Origin of the sequence: Veronia pacifica (genome assembly GCF_001707825.1) — a bacterium.
Taxonomy (GTDB): Bacteria; Pseudomonadota; Gammaproteobacteria; order Enterobacterales; family Vibrionaceae; genus Veronia; species Veronia pacifica.
In genome coordinates, this window is sequence record NZ_LYBM01000001.1 from 134,004 (window position 1) to 148,720 (window position 14,717).

10 protein-coding genes are annotated in these 14,717 nt (G+C 45.1%); 4 read left to right on the forward strand and 6 right to left on the reverse strand.

Features of this window, described 5'->3' with window-relative positions:
• Position 1: 1 nt before the first annotated feature.
• Together A8L45_RS00600 and A8L45_RS00605 are read right to left on the reverse strand one after the other, a co-directional pair.
• Entirely contained in the window at positions 2 to 1,924 is a 1,923-nt protein-coding gene (locus A8L45_RS00600; protein ID WP_068898133.1) for a bifunctional diguanylate cyclase/phosphodiesterase, read from the reverse strand.
• Positions 1,925 to 1,930: 6 nt separating this feature from the next.
• Positions 1,931 to 2,602 (reverse strand): transglutaminase-like cysteine peptidase, encoded by a 672-nt coding sequence (locus tag A8L45_RS00605; RefSeq protein ID WP_281181476.1) that lies wholly within the window; start codon positions 2,600 to 2,602, stop codon positions 1,931 to 1,933.
• A gap of 419 nt (positions 2,603 to 3,021) precedes the next feature.
• Between A8L45_RS00605 and pdxH the strand changes: the two genes are divergently transcribed.
• A complete protein-coding gene (gene pdxH / locus A8L45_RS00610; protein WP_068898137.1) occupies positions 3,022 to 3,660 on the forward strand; it encodes a pyridoxamine 5'-phosphate oxidase in 639 nt (212 codons plus the stop codon).
• 89 nt (positions 3,661 to 3,749) lie between these two features.
• Here the strand turns inward: pdxH and A8L45_RS00615 are convergent, their stop codons facing one another.
• The 4 genes from A8L45_RS00615 to A8L45_RS00630 all read right to left on the reverse strand — a co-directional run bounded on the left by A8L45_RS00615 (position 3,750) and on the right by A8L45_RS00630 (position 9,147).
• Positions 3,750 to 5,048 (reverse strand): TRAP transporter large permease, encoded by a 1,299-nt coding sequence (locus A8L45_RS00615; protein ID WP_068898139.1) that lies wholly within the window; start codon positions 5,046 to 5,048, stop codon positions 3,750 to 3,752.
• Positions 5,048 to 5,638 (reverse strand): TRAP transporter small permease subunit, encoded by a 591-nt coding sequence (locus A8L45_RS00620; RefSeq protein WP_068898141.1) that lies wholly within the window; start codon positions 5,636 to 5,638, stop codon positions 5,048 to 5,050. Before A8L45_RS00620 ends, A8L45_RS00615 begins: the two co-directional genes overlap by 1 nt.
• A gap of 16 nt (positions 5,639 to 5,654) precedes the next feature.
• On the reverse strand, positions 5,655 to 6,704 hold the full coding sequence (locus A8L45_RS00625; protein ID WP_068898143.1) for a TRAP transporter substrate-binding protein: 1,050 nt from the start codon (positions 6,702 to 6,704) through the stop codon (positions 5,655 to 5,657).
• Between the two features lie 601 nt (positions 6,705 to 7,305).
• A complete protein-coding gene (locus A8L45_RS00630; protein WP_068898145.1) occupies positions 7,306 to 9,147 on the reverse strand; it encodes an SUMF1/EgtB/PvdO family nonheme iron enzyme in 1,842 nt (613 codons plus the stop codon).
• A 612-nt stretch (positions 9,148 to 9,759) separates the two neighbouring features.
• Here A8L45_RS00630 and A8L45_RS00635 point away from each other — a divergent pair.
• The 3 genes from A8L45_RS00635 to A8L45_RS00645 all read left to right on the forward strand — a co-directional run bounded on the left by A8L45_RS00635 (position 9,760) and on the right by A8L45_RS00645 (position 14,666).
• The gene (locus tag A8L45_RS00635; protein ID WP_068898147.1) at positions 9,760 to 10,536 is read left to right on the forward strand and encodes a helix-turn-helix transcriptional regulator; all 777 of its coding nucleotides are present in this window, start codon (positions 9,760 to 9,762) and stop codon (positions 10,534 to 10,536) included.
• Between the two features lie 282 nt (positions 10,537 to 10,818).
• Positions 10,819 to 13,926: a bifunctional proline dehydrogenase/L-glutamate gamma-semialdehyde dehydrogenase PutA gene (putA, locus tag A8L45_RS00640; protein WP_068898148.1), complete on the forward strand. Its 3,108-nt coding sequence runs from the start codon at positions 10,819 to 10,821 to the stop codon at positions 13,924 to 13,926.
• Positions 13,923 to 14,666, forward strand: a complete 744-nt coding sequence (locus A8L45_RS00645; protein ID WP_245680613.1) for a delta 1-pyrroline-5-carboxylate dehydrogenase — start codon at positions 13,923 to 13,925, stop codon at positions 14,664 to 14,666. Before putA ends, A8L45_RS00645 begins: the two co-directional genes overlap by 4 nt.
• Positions 14,667 to 14,717: the final 51 nt, after the last annotated feature.

Consider the following 14,717-nt stretch of genomic DNA (forward strand, 5'->3'; position numbering starts at 1 on the left):
GTTATACTACTGGGGCATCCTCAATAATATATCCTTGGAAACCATCAATAAATAGCTCAGACAGTCTGTCTAACTGAATCTTGGTTTCAACGCGGGTTGCGATAGTTGTAATTTCTAAATTGGACGCCGTACGGCAAATTGAAGACAGCACGTGACGTTTAGTCTCATCTTCAATGTCTTTAGTATAAGCAAAGTCGATTTTGACATAGTCAGGCTTGAAGGCGTTCAGATAGTCGACTGATTTAAAATTCCTTCCGAAATTATCAACACCGAAGCCAAATCTATTACGACGAATTTGCTCTACCAATAACTGACCATGATCAGGGTAGCGAACAAATACTGATTCAGGGATTTCAAAGAACAATCTGTCTGACAACGAATGATGACGCTGCATCTGACGCGTTAACCATAAGATGAAATTCGCATTGGTAATACTGAACGAGGTGAGGTTTATCGCCAAGGGACCAATTGACGGTTTATTTTCTAACTCGGAAATTACGCGCTCAACAACATATTTATCAAAAGCATCGCCCATTTTAAGTTGTTCAATCATGCCAAGAAACTGACCTGCACCGAAATACTGTTCGCCAATTTGGATAGCTGAAAAAACCTCATGGTGAATAACATCGCTGTGCTTGGTTGAAGCTTGCTGATAGTTCAAAATGAAATGGTCATTGAGCATTGAGTCAGTAAGCAGTTGTCGCCACTGCTGCTTACCCATGATAGCTTGCTCAGCAGTGTTATCAATTATCGCAATCGTCTTGTCAGACTGCTGCTCCGCTTGCGAAAGTGCGTTATCTGCTTGCGCCAACAATATACTGGCATCATGATTATTGTCGTTGTTTATTGCCAAACCTATCGATAAATCAAGCGGCTGTTGTGCATATCCTGTTTGAGTGTTGGATAGATTATGGAAAATGTTTTCGGCAATAATTCTTAACGTATCAGAGCCAAAGTTTGGTGCAATAATGCCAAATTCGTCCTGAGAGATTCTGGCCGTCGTAAAGTCGCTCTCACCCGTAGCCTGAGTAAGCATCGATGAGAAGCGGCTAACCAGCTTATCGCCTTTTTCATATCCCTCTTTGCTATAAACTGATCGAATAATACCGATACGAATTAAGATAAGGCCGCCTTGGGTATTTTCAGCGAGCCATGATTCAAGCTGACCAGTGAAAAAGCTTCTGTTACCCAGTCCTGACACTGCATCCATAAACGCCTGCTCACGGAGCTTGTTAGCTTCTTGTGCTTGTTGGCGAAAAAACGTTTGAAGCTGTTCCGCCATTTTGTTTATCGCTTTCACCACTGTCTTGAGTTCTTCTGTCTTGGGCTCTGCGATAGGTGCAGGGAAATGATTTCTCGCGAGTTGTTCGACATGACGGGTAATGGAACGAAGAGGGCGAAGGGACTGTCTGACTTGGAGCGCAATAGCTACGATAGCGACAAAAAATAACAGAGACACCCACATCGATAGCTGAACAGTGGTGTTCCACAATTGGCGATATGCATACCCAGGGTGAGGAATAATGGTCAGCTCACCATATTGCTTCCATCCACCAGATAAAATCCGTTGATGTGACACCTCAGGGAAAAAATTCATTTTCACAAACCAGTCAGGCACACCTTCGATATTAACGGGATACTTCCGAACTATTGAGGATTTATCCTGAAATAAATCGATGCGTATCTCGCGATAAAAGCTACCATCAAACTGAGCATTCATCAGTGATTCAATAGCTACCTTATCGCCAGATTTAAGATAGGGGTCGAGAGAAAGACCTAGATTGTTTAGCGCGTTATCCGCGCCTGTTGTTTGCTGTGCAACTAAGAAGTTACGAGTGGTATTGAGTTGTACTGCCGTTAATGCGAATAGTAGTACAGTAAATACGACCAGCAGCCAGGTGAATATTTGTCTGAAAAGAGTCATGTTAGTTCAACCATCATAATTCACGATCGCTTTTTTCATTTCTGAAGAACGAATTCGGGACTTTACGTCATTCCATAAACTTAAACGTGAAGCTTTCCCTGCAAGAATGGAGCGCCCACGCTCTTTTGATAACCAAAGCCTACTACCATTAAAGCTGTACACGGGGAATAAATCGTTTCTTTTTGACGCATATTTGATTTCTGGATCGAGATTATCAAGCAGTAACGGATCTGAATCAGGAGTGGGATAATATGCCAAAACCATATGGAACTGGTTTAAATGTAGGGCTTTTACGTAAATTAGGCGCAATTTAGCGTCATCGACCCCCAATTCCCGAAGTGTGAAATACTTCGCAATGGTAAAATCTTCGCAGTCCCCAGCGTTGTTGCCAATCATTTCTACGGGGGTTGCCCAGTAATCCACTTTTCCCCATAGTTTGTAATCATCAACAAAGTTTAATTGATTGAAGAACAGATTAACTTCGTACAATTTATGGGTTTCAGGCTTGGCTTTCATCGTTTTTAACATTGCCTGCCATACAGTGGTTCTTCGGGCGGCGGGCTCACCGTACACATGCTTTACCCGTTTAACCAGTGTGCTATCTCCCATGATTGAATGGCTGGCGTCAGCAAAGGGTGCCAATGTCAGGCACAACAACAGTAATGCACGCATATGCAATTTACTCACCGAGCCTGATCAGAGCGACATAAGAAGATGGAGGAGCGGTGTCCGGGAAAAAACAATATAACGCGCATAAAAAACTACGGGACATATCTTCGCCTCTTTTAGTGACTTTTGAGCGTTTGATAATCAAGGTACTTTCTTGAGTGTAGATATAGCCAAAAGAAATGGTCGGCAAATCGCTAACCCCATGAACCATCCTGGTCAACGTTGTCCGATAACTCTAACAGTAGATAAGTGATGAACGTGAAACTTTAAGTGAGATACTGAGCCAATACAGAAGAGAAAACTGAATTATTTATGCGACATATATGCAAGCCGATGTCAGCACGGACAAAACATTCCGGATGCGTTTTACTTGAGATATAGACGTTAAACGACCAAAATACACTGAAAATATAAGTTGGAGAAATTACATGGAATTGTCTGATATTCGTCGGGAATATATTCAAGGTGGACTGAGACGAAAGGATTTGAACGAGGATCCCATCGCATTCTTCGAGCATTGGTTACAGCAGGCAATTGATGCAAAGCTACCAGATCCTACGGCGATGACGGTTGCAACCGTTGACCAAGATGGGCAGCCTTTTCAACGTATCGTGTTACTAAAAGATGTCAGTAATGAAGGTATGGTTTTTTATACTAATCTGGGTAGCCGCAAAGCCGAACACTTAAAGCATAATCAACGTATCAGTCTGCATTTTCCGTGGCACCATCTCGAGCGTCAGGTACACATTACTGGTGTTGCTGAAAAGTTGACAACGACGGAAGTCATGAAATATTTCACTTCACGTCCAAAAGAAAGCCAACTAGCCGCATGGGCCAGTAAGCAAAGCCAACGATTGACTGCTAGAAGCGCTCTCGAGGGTAAATACATGGAGTTAAAGCAGAAGTTTGCCAAAGGTGAGGTGCCTGTACCAACTTTCTGGGGCGGATTCCGAGTAAAGATAAACAGTATGGAATTTTGGCAGGGGGGAGAGCACCGCCTTCATGACCGTTTTATCTACCAGAACCAGACAGATGGTCAGTGGGACATTGAACGTCTTTCTCCGTAGATAACATTCCCGTAATAGGCGAAAAAAAGCCTCATATCGGTCATGATATGAGGCTTTATTATCAGATAAGCTATTACATGTTCAAGGTGTTACATCAGTTCCGGTAAAAATGTCACTATGCTTGGGAATAAGGTGATCAAAGTGACCAGCAGTAATATACCGATAAAGAAGGGTAGTACACCCACCATAACATCAGTGATACTCCCCCTGTTCCTCACTCCCTGCACAATATAGAGATTCATTCCTACAGGCGGAGTTAGCAGCGCAAGCTCGCACATGATCACCACAAATACACCAAACCATATCGGATCTATACCTACAGCGGTAACGACTGGAAACAACACAGGTATCGTCGTTATCATCATTGCAAGTGCATCCAGAAAGCAGCCAAGAATGAGATAGAGTACGACCAGATAGAGGATAAGCTCCGCTGGTGACACCTCCAGAGAGGTAATGAAAGATGCCACTTCATTGGGGATGCCAAGCACCCCCATACTAAAGTTAAGGAAGAAAGCACCAATCAGAACCAAGACAATCATTGCAGTGATACGCACCGTACCCAACAGACTCTCGTTGAGCATCTCAAAATTGAGTTTCTTGTAGTAAGCTGCAAGTCCCAATGACGACACGACCCCTACAGCCGCCGCCTCCGTCGGCGTTGCCCATCCTCCATAAATACTGCCAATAATCATGAAGAAAATGAAAGCAGGCCCCACCAAATCAATCAGGCGGGATAAACGACCTGAAACATCTGCCTTTCTATCTGAGTTACCTGATATGTCTGGCCAGATAACAGAAGCCACAGCAATGATGAGCACAAAGAAGGATGCGAGTAACAGCCCGGGGACAATCCCTGCGATAAAAAGGTCACCGATAGAGGTATCAGTAACTGCACCATAGATGATCAAGTTAATCGAGGGGGGTATAAGGATCCCTAGTGTCGCGCCACTTGCAATCGATCCTGCAACCCAACGCTCGTCGTAGTTGTTCTCTCTAAAAGACGGGAATGCAACTGTACTTATGGTTGCAGCAGTAGCAACTGACGAGCCAGAGATAGCAGCAAACATTGATGATGATGCAATGTTGGAGTGCAATAGCCTCCCTGGGAGCCACTGCACCCAGTCAGACAAGGACCGATACATTCTCTCGGCAACCTGGCTTTTGACAAGGATCTCACCCATCAAAATGTACAGTGGGATAGCAGTAAGAACAAAACTGTTCATTTGTCCCCACATGAGGTTACCCGCTGAGTTCATCATTGAAGGCCCAAACCCCCACATGAGTCCCAATAAAGCTGTTACCACCATCACGGTACCTACATGCAGACCCAGCATCAGCAATCCGATAACACAGAGAAAACCAATGAATATAACTTCTATTCCAACCATCAGTTATCTCCTGTTTTAGAGGTAGAGTCACCGAACCCGGCAGCGTCAAGTTCCTGCTGCTCAATAGACTGCGCACGCATCAAGGACTCCACACCGATGAAGTCCATTTTAGAGATTTTGAGGATGCACCGAATGAAGATACTGATTGTGACAACAGAAAACATGACCAGACCGAATACCCACAAAGACTGTGGTATCCAAAGGGGGATTTGCAAAGGTGTTGTTGAAATTGAGCCTAGGTCTAACGATTGTCTCAGGGAGCGAACCCCAAACCACAGCATACCTACTGATACACTGGCAAGAACAAAACTAGCCAATAGGTGGAAACAGCTGCGAAGAGATTGAGGTGCATGCTTGATGGCAAAATCGATACGGGTATGGGCACAGGTTATTCCTGCATAACCAAATCCAACACTGGCCGCAAAGGCCAGTGCATATCCGCCAAGCTCATCGACGCCCTGAAAAGAATGATTGAAGACTTTTCTGGAAACAATTTCGGCGGCGGTGACAAACGCCTGAACAAGCAGAACATATCCTGCGCCCAGTGCGATCAGGCGCATTAGCTTATTTACGCGGTCTTCAAATTTCATAATCTCAGCCCCACAATTATTTGTCTTGTGGCGATATACCGCGTGCCGAGCCTACTGTATCGTACCAGACCTTCTCACAGCCCTTATAGGTTGCTTCACAGCGCGAAAACCAGTCTGGTAAAATCACTTTTTTTACCGCTTTTTTTACGCGTTTCTTGTCTTTTTCAGTAACAGGTACCAGTTTCATCGAGAACTTTTCGCCGACACTACAACCGGTTTGACCAGTATTACAAGCCAATGCGTCATCATTAATTGTCTGTGCCAACTCCCATTGAGCCGCCTCAAGTGAAGAATAAGTTTCTGTTATTTTTTTTCTCTCATCATCTGAGAGACTTTGCCACCAATCGAGGTTGGCAAAGATACCCTGAACGGCTCCGGATACGGAAAGCGGCAACTGATGCGTGGTGACTTCCGGCCATTTACCTGAGTTGCCAGAAGTTGGAGAGGTTACTCCGCAGTCAGCAACGCCGCGTTGCAGAGCAGGATATACCTCGCCAAAGTTGAGCGTAACCGGACTGGCGCCGAATGATTCGAGAAGAGCTGACATAGATGGCGTGAAACTTCTTATTTTCAAACCTGAAAGATCATCGACTTTGTTGATTTCTGCGTTGCAGTAGAATACCTGTGGACCAAAGGGCCACAGTGCTAAAACGGTTGCTCCAAATCTGCTTCGTAGACGATCGTCAAATGCAGGTCGGTAGGCGTCAACAGCGGCGCGAAGGCTCGTCATATCCGTTGAAACACCAATCAAATCCAACCCTTCAAAGAAAGCATCATCGCGGGCAGCTGTACCTATCTGAACAGACACAATGTTGAAGGTGTTATCAGCAATTAAACGAAGACCGTCCTTGGTACTTAAACCCAAGCCTTCATAGTTGTTGTAAAGTACATTGAATCCTTCACTTTTCAGTGATTTGATTGCCATCTCTTCATTAGGGTATTGTTTTGCTGTCTCGAGGAGCTGAGTGAGTACTCTGACGGATTGTGCAGATGCGGAGAAAGATTGAGAGAGGAGAAGCCCACCTATGAGTCCGGCACTTATCCATAAACGACGGTTAATGTCCATAGCAATAGTTCCTTTACTGTTGTTGTGAAAAGGACAGGACGTATGCTTTACGTCTCGATACGTTGTCCAAAAAAAAACGAAAAAATGTAATTAGCTAATTGGTAATGTCGGATAAATATCTTGTTCAACAAAGAGGTTATCGCATTAGATTTCAAATTTGATGAGTAAGACGTCATTCCAATATTTATATTTTTCAACAAGAACGATTCAACATGTTATACAAATGTATCTAGTATTGTGTACAATAATGATAGTAATTTGTATTCTATACGTTGCATGCAGAGTTTCCATTTATTTTGATAAAATCGGGTTTCGTTATTGAGAATTACTTAAATAAAATGAATTAAACAATTGTTTTTATTAATTTTTATTTTTCGTATATTTATACGGAATTGTCGTCTCAAAAATGTCTTTAACATCTACAATCCAGATTATTTTTTAGATACATTAGTAATTTATTAATAAATTACATTTTAGCGCCCTTTATATGTGGAAATAGATAAAGTAAGTATCCATTGTTGTCGTCAATTTATTTCCTGTTGCTTATCTCAAGATAAAAAAAGGCAGCTAAGCTGCCCTGAAATAAATAACTTATGTTTATTCATATATTTCTGACGACACGGAAACCGAGGTAATTGGCTGAGCTCTCTGGCTTTAACTCAAGACGCTCTGATACCCGGGCACTCCCGGGTGAAAAGCTCCATGCCCCGCCTCTTGCTACGGGCATATCACTGTCGGACCACTCCCAGACATTACCAGCAGTATCATAAACGCCATAGGGATTGGCAGGAAAGCTGGCGACAGGTGAAGTACTTTTGTTTGACCACGCACTACCACTCCAACCTGTATTTGCACGACCGACCCCAATGTCGTCTCCCCACCAATAGTCTGACTGACTGCCGCCTCGGGCGGCGATTTCCCACTGAGTTTCAGAAGGCAGAGAATAATTATGGCCAGTATGGCGACTTAACCAGTTTGAGTAGGCCATTGCATCCCGTCTGCTAATACAAACAACCGGTGAATTATCTGATTGTTTGAAGCCCGGGTTACGCCAGCTATGGTTGAGTAGTTGTTTCGTTTTTCCGTAAACCAACGCAGAGCAGCCGAGACCATTCTCTGCATCTGTTACAAAATTGGTTTCACTGACAAACTCACGAAATTGCTTAACGGTGACAGGTGTCGTGGCAATTGAAAAAGGTTTAACAATTTTTATCGGCCGTTCAGCATGCTGACCGATCTGATAATTACCCGCTTTAATCACCACCATAATTGGTGCCTTGCGGTTGTTAGACAACTGGTCACTAAATCTTTTGCCGGGCTTCGATGCATTATCGATTTCTTCAAGATTGGCCCAAATGACAGAATCTTTGGTCATGATCATCTGGCGGCTATATGGCTGATACCCCGGTTTTTCTACCATAAGCTGATGTTGTCCTGCCGGTAGCATAATTTCCACTGGCGTGCTTCCATATGCGACCCCGTTGATCGTCACCTTATCGTCAAAGCGATTTGAGCGGATCTTTACATTGATCCAATGTTTATTTGGATTTAGGTCATCACTTTGAGCCAGTTCCTGTAATTGATTCAGGCAATAGCGATCAGAAAAATTAAGCAGAACACAGGCCACTTTTTCATCGGGCTGACTGCGCATTTCTACATTGATACGAGTGATGTAGCTACTGTCACCCTTGAAACCGCTGCTAACGATATTGCTGTTCAGCACCTGAATATTAAAAGACACGGCACCGACATGAAGTTTTGCCAGTGAGGTTTCGGTCAGCGTATCAATTAACTGGCTTTGAAATGTATCAACCGCTTTCTGCATGGTCAGGGCTTTACCTTGTTTGGAGCAGGCAGCCAGTGTGACATTAGGGTCGCAAGTGATGGTATGAACCAATTCGATGGAGTCTTTATAGCTCAACTCCTGATTGATTCGCTTCACTCTTGCCAGCTTCATATCTTCCTGAATACTGTCGAGAGCATTGCTTAACAACTGTTTTTGTTGCTTGAGATCTTCAACGAGTTTCTGTTGATCGCTTACCAGCAAATCCATGTTGCCGATTTTATCGCTATTTTCCTGCAAAGATTGCCACGCTGAGAGATAGTCTTGTTGATACTGGCCAAGGCTCGTTGTATCTGGCCGTTCCAGTAAGCGGCGGTACTGCTCATCCAGTCTGTCACGGGTTCGATTTCGTTGTATCTCAAGATCACTTCGTACCTTGTTCAGGTTAGAGCGTTTATTGATCAAGGTCGCAAGTGTATCGTGTTGAACCTGGAGGTTCTGAGAGTGGGTGTTTATCTCTGTTCTTTTCTCTTCCTGATGTTGCTCAAGGACTGCAACCGGATCTTCTTGCGAAAACCCGAGTGACTCCTCTGCGACAACCTGACCACTGAGAAGTATCAACCACAATGCAGACAACAGCATGGACAATCGATTACTCATTCTATTTACCCTGCTAATTCAGATATGACCGAATGACTCCGTTTCACCACTTCATAAACAGCCCTTCATTACCGCCTCAAAAATGAATCATGAATAGTAGTTAACAAACGTATGTATAGAATTTAAAATTTAGTCGTTGATCAGATTTAAGGTGTTGTAGTGGGGAGATTTTGAGAGTTCAGTCAATAGCTTCTGAAAAAACTATGAAAAAGTACATTTGAGAGCTGTCCTTGGTTGAGTGATCAAGAAGAGTTAAAGGTGGGATCAGTATGGTCAGAAGAGGTTGATCGTTTTTGTACGGAACGATGATCATGGAATGATCGGCAGTAAAATGTCATGGAAGCATGATCATGATGTCTGTAAAACACGGATAAAAATATTTAACATATTTTTCAATACTTTAAATTGAATCGTGTGTTTTCTGCGACTGAAAAAATAGAAATTGCATGCTTATCATCTCTTACATTGCCCGGATCCTGTTCACTTATACAGTCGAAATGACATTGACCGTAGTTTAACAACCACTTGATCATCTTTCCGAGATTCAACATCGCCTTTTTTCAATAATGATGAGACAATTCAGGCAGGTAAAATAGATAATTAACACACCAAATGAAGCCAGCGCGAAAACAATCTCAGATCATTGCCCTTCCCAGTTATACGTCAAACCATACACATGATTATGGTCAGGTCGTTATTGGCTTGCAGGGACAATCTGAATTCGAGGTCAGCGGCCGGGGAGGACTGGTTGGCCCGGGGCAGGGTTGCTTAGTTGCCTTTGACGAAGAACACGCATTTTCTGGTATTGGACACAACGAAATTTTGGTGATCAATGTACCGATCACTGAAGAGGGTGGTCAGCAATATTTCGAAGATAAGGTTGATCGGTTATTCAGCGGTGATGCCTATTTTCAGCTCGACAATCAGGCCCAGTTACTCATAAAAGCACTAAGTACAGAAATGGCTGCAAATCCTGATGATTTGTTACTTAGCTCTGCCTGTGCAGACACACTTATATGCGTACTGCAAAACCATTTGAAAGATCGCGCCCAATCCCGACGTCACGGACAACGTTTGAATCTCGATGTTATTGATAGCTACATTCAGGCACATATCAGCCGTAAAATTTCGGTTGCTCAGCTCGCTGGCACTGTTTTTCTTGCTGAAAGCCAGTTCCACCAGTTATTCAAAGACCAAGTTGGCATGACACCACACCAATATGTATTGGAGAAACGCTTTCACCTCGCAAGACAGTTGATCCAAGAAAGCAGGATGACAATGGGACAAATTGCAGACAGTTGCGGTTTTTCCAGCCAGAGTGGCTTTACCAGTGCCTTTTCCCGCTATTTCGGCGTGTCTCCTGCGCGTTATCGTGTCAAAAACTGTTGATGATTTTCCTTCAATAACATTCAGTTAGTTGTTATTGGCTGATATGTCTGCTTTAAAACCTCTTTAGCAAAATAATAAACTGCTTATCTATTTTAATGTCATCATTTCTGTTAGTTATTTATAAATAACAGAGATTTTCTTTGTTAATTATCGGAGTTTTTTGCAATAATGCCGCAGGATATTGAAAGACCAGTTTCAGACATCAGCCTAGAATCGGTTTACTAATAACATGGATGCAACATTTTCCGTCTGAATGCGGAATGAGGAGAGAGGATCCTGCTTATGTTTAAAGCGATTGATGTCCTTGCCCCTGCGTTTATCGAGCAACCGCTTGATCAGCTTTGGCAGAATATTTCCCCACTTTATAGTGTCGATGAGAGCCTGTGGCTAAAAGAGCTACTGCCTCTTGCGACCCCTTCTGATGAAGAACGCAAAAATACCGATCTGGCGTCGACTCAACTGATTGAATCCGTACGCGCCGACAGCAAAGCGGTGCAAATGATCGATGCCCTGTTACTCGAGTACAGCCTTGATACCCGCGAAGGTATTCTGCTGATGTGTCTGGCTGAAGCGCTGATGCGAGTGCCTGACAGCAAAACAGCTGATGCACTGATCCGAGACAAACTGGGCGTTGCCGATTGGAAATCTCATCTGAAGAGTTCTGAGTCTGTTTTCGTCAATGCTTCAACCTGGGGGCTGATGTTAACGGGCAAAGTGGTGACGATGGATGATCAAAATGATAGTCCGGTATCGACGCTTAACCGTTTGGTCAATAAGTTCTCCGAACCTGTCATTCGTCAGGCGATGCATCAGGCAATGAAAATCATGGGGCACCAGTTTGTTCTGGGCCGTGATATTGATGAAGCATTAAAAAATGGTGAAAAGCCACGTGACAAAGGTTTCACCTACTCATTTGATATGCTGGGTGAAGCAGCACTGACCCGTCAGGATGCACAAAAATACTTCAATGATTATATGGAAGCCATTGAAGCTGTCGGCAGAAACCTGCGCCGTGGGAAAGGCCCAGAGCCTTCTGTCTCCATCAAGCTATCCGCACTTCACCCACGTTATGAAGTAGCCAACACAGAACGTGTTATGACAGAAATGCATGATATTGTTCTGGCGCTGCTTGAGCGGGCTATCGACCTTGGTGTCGCTATCACTATCGATGCTGAGGAAGCTGACCGTCTTGAACTGTCACTTAAGTTGTTCGAGAAGCTCTACAATCATCCGTCAGTAGTAGGGTGGGGTAAATTCGGACTGGTTGTGCAGGCTTATTCTAAGCGAGCATTACCAGTGATCACTTGGTTGGCAGGTCTCGCCAGAGTCCACGGTACTGTCATCCCAATGCGACTGGTAAAAGGTGCCTACTGGGATACAGAAATTAAGCTGTCGCAGCAGCATGGCCACCATGGCTATCCTGTCTACACGCGCAAAGAAGCTACCGATGTTGCGTATCTTGCCTGCGCGCGATTCTTGTTATCTGAACAGGTTCGTGGTCTGGTTTATCCTCAGTTTGCCAGTCACAATGCTCACACAGTGGCGGCAATCTCTGCGATGGCAACACACGGCGACTTTGAATTCCAGCGTCTCCACGGTATGGGCGAAGCCCTTTATAACCACGCGATGAACCAGTTTGGTAATGGTGTCAGAATTTACGCACCGGTCGGCAGTCACAAAGACTTACTGCCATACCTTGTTCGTCGTCTGTTGGAGAATGGTGCGAACAGTTCTTTTGTGCATCGTCTCGTTGATGCACGATGCCCAATCTCTGATCTTATTCAACACCCGATAGATACCCTGTTGTCAAGGGAGACGCTACATAATAATCGCATTCCTATGCCTGTTGGCGTGTTTGGTGACGACCGTAAAAACTCTATGGGTGTTGCCACTGATATTGACTCTGAATGGACACCTTTTGCAGAGAAAGTCTCGGCATTCATGGAACAGGTTGAGTGGCATGCAGCGCCTTTGGTTAACGGGCAGATTCTGGATGGTGAAAAGCATTCAGTAACTTCACCTTATGACAACAGACAGCAGGTTGGCACCATTTCTTTTGCTTCGCAGCAACAGGCCAGTCTCGCGTTAGACACCGCGGCGGCAAGTTTTTCTTCATGGTCTGCATTAAAGGCTGAAGAACGAGGTGAATACTTACTATTGCTCGCTGACAAGCTGGAAGAGAACCTTCCTGAGTTGGTCGCGCTCTGTCATCGCGAAGCAGGTAAAACGGTTCATGACAGTATTGATGAAGTGAGAGAGGCTGTCGATTTCCTTCGTTATTACCCCGGTGAAGCAAAGGCGTTAATGGATACGCCCGAGACTTACACTGACTTTACCGGTCTGACGCGCAGCGTGTCTCATCAGGGACGTGGCGTTTTCACCTGCATAAGCCCTTGGAACTTCCCACTGGCTATTTTCATTGGTCAGGTAGCTGCTGCATTAGTCGCAGGTAACACCGTGGTTGCTAAACCCGCAGAACAGACGTCACTGATCGCCTTCCGTGCCATTCAGTTATTACTCGAAACGGGCATTCCCGCAGGTGTGATTCAGTTGTTACCGGGCACAGGTGCTGAGCTGGGCAGTTTGCTTACCAGTGATGAACGCATTGCCGGTGTTGCATTTACAGGTTCTACGCCGACAGCGCAGCGTATCAATCGCAGCCTTGCCAGCCGCAATGCTGAGCCTGTTCCGCTGATTGCTGAGACAGGTGGTCAGAATGCAATGATTGTTGATAGTACAGCACTTCCTGAGCAGGTTGTACGTGATGTGCTCCGCTCTGCATTTGCTTCCGCAGGGCAGCGTTGCTCAGCGTTACGTGTGTTGTATGTCCAGCAAGATATTGCAGACCGCGTTGTAGCTCTGATTCGAGGTGCGATGTCTGAACTGTCTGTCGGTAAGCCATCATTGCTGAGTACCGATGTCGGTCCCGTCATTGATGAAACCGCTCAGAAGAAATTGCTGTCACACATCGCTGAGATGGAGAGACATGCAGAGAAAGTTGCCGCCGTTAAACTGAATGGTGCCTGCGAACATGGCACATTCGTGCCTCCGACGGCTTTCGAAATTGATTCGATATCTCGTCTTGATCAGGAGCACTTCGGCCCGATCCTGCATATTGTTCGCTACCATGCTGACGAGTTGGATCAAGTGATTGATCAAATTAATCAGACTGGCTTTGGCCTGACTCTCGGAGTGCACAGCCGAAATGAGGGGACATACCGTCACATTGATCAACGTGCTCGTGTCGGTAACTGCTACATCAACCGAGATCAGGTTGGTGCCATGGTGGGGGTTCAGCCATTTGGTGGTCAGGGCCTGTCTGGCACCGGGCCAAAAGCGGGTGGTCCTCACTACCTGCACCGGTTTACTAAGGTGGAGGCTTCTGCATGAGTTCGCTATTTCAGGGAGTAAAAAGCATGACGGGAACAGAACAGGCAGTGAATCAGAGTCTGGCTGTTTGGGAAGACTGGAATCAGCAGGGCGTAGAGAAACGCATAACGTTGTTGAAGGCATGGTCTGATGCGGTCGAAAAACGCGGTGGTGATGAATTCTCTTGTGCCGCAGCAATGATCCGTTTTCAATGCCAAAGTGCAAAACGATATCTGTTGCCTGTTCATGAGATGCCTGGGCCAACAGGTGAAACCAACGAACTGTATATTTCAGGCCGTGGTGTGTTTGTCATTACGGGCGATCACACCTTGTCATTAACCGCACTTGCGGGACAGCTGGCTGCTGTATTACTGGCAGGTAACTGTGGTCTGGTCGTTGTGCCTGATAATCTTGCTAACCATGCTGATGCTTTGTTGGCTGATTTAACCAAGGCTGGCTGTCCGTCACGCACTGCCAACCGATTACCATTGATTGAGCTGGATGAACTAACAGCTGACTCACGTTTGGCGGGTGTCGCTATAACTGCGGAGCAAACGCAGGTTCGTGATGTAAACCAGCGTCTCGCCGAGCGAGATGGCTTGTTGGCTCAGCTCATTTCAGAAACAAATCCATCGCAGCTTACGCTGGTGGGTTCTCCTTCCTATGTATTGCGCTTTATCACAGAGCGCACCCGAACAATAAACGTCACTGCAGTAGGTGGTAACGCCACACTTCTGGAACTCGGCAGTGGTGGACACTAACAACTTCCAGAAAACGGCCCCGTAAATCGGGGCCGAAACATTTTTGAGGAA

Excerpts from the sequence above, each read along its gene's own strand:
- A8L45_RS00615 (WP_068898139.1), bottom strand. The coding sequence starts at position 5,048 with ATGGTTGGAATAGAAGTTATATTCATTGGTTTTCTCTGTGTTATCGGA.
- A8L45_RS00625 (WP_068898143.1), bottom strand. The coding sequence starts at position 6,704 with ATGGACATTAACCGTCGTTTATGGATAAGTGCCGGACTCATAGGTGGG.
- A8L45_RS00620 (WP_068898141.1), bottom strand. The coding sequence starts at position 5,638 with ATGAAATTTGAAGACCGCGTAAATAAGCTAATGCGCCTGATCGCACTG.
- putA (WP_068898148.1), top strand. The coding sequence starts at position 10,819 with ATGTTTAAAGCGATTGATGTCCTTGCCCCTGCGTTTATCGAGCAACCG.
- A8L45_RS00635 (WP_068898147.1), top strand. The coding sequence starts at position 9,760 with ATGAAGCCAGCGCGAAAACAATCTCAGATCATTGCCCTTCCCAGTTAT.
- A8L45_RS00600 (WP_068898133.1), bottom strand. The coding sequence starts at position 1,924 with ATGACTCTTTTCAGACAAATATTCACCTGGCTGCTGGTCGTATTTACT.
- pdxH (WP_068898137.1), top strand. The coding sequence starts at position 3,022 with ATGGAATTGTCTGATATTCGTCGGGAATATATTCAAGGTGGACTGAGA.
- A8L45_RS00630 (WP_068898145.1), bottom strand. The coding sequence starts at position 9,147 with ATGAGTAATCGATTGTCCATGCTGTTGTCTGCATTGTGGTTGATACTT.
- A8L45_RS00645 (WP_245680613.1), top strand. The coding sequence starts at position 13,923 with ATGAGTTCGCTATTTCAGGGAGTAAAAAGCATGACGGGAACAGAACAG.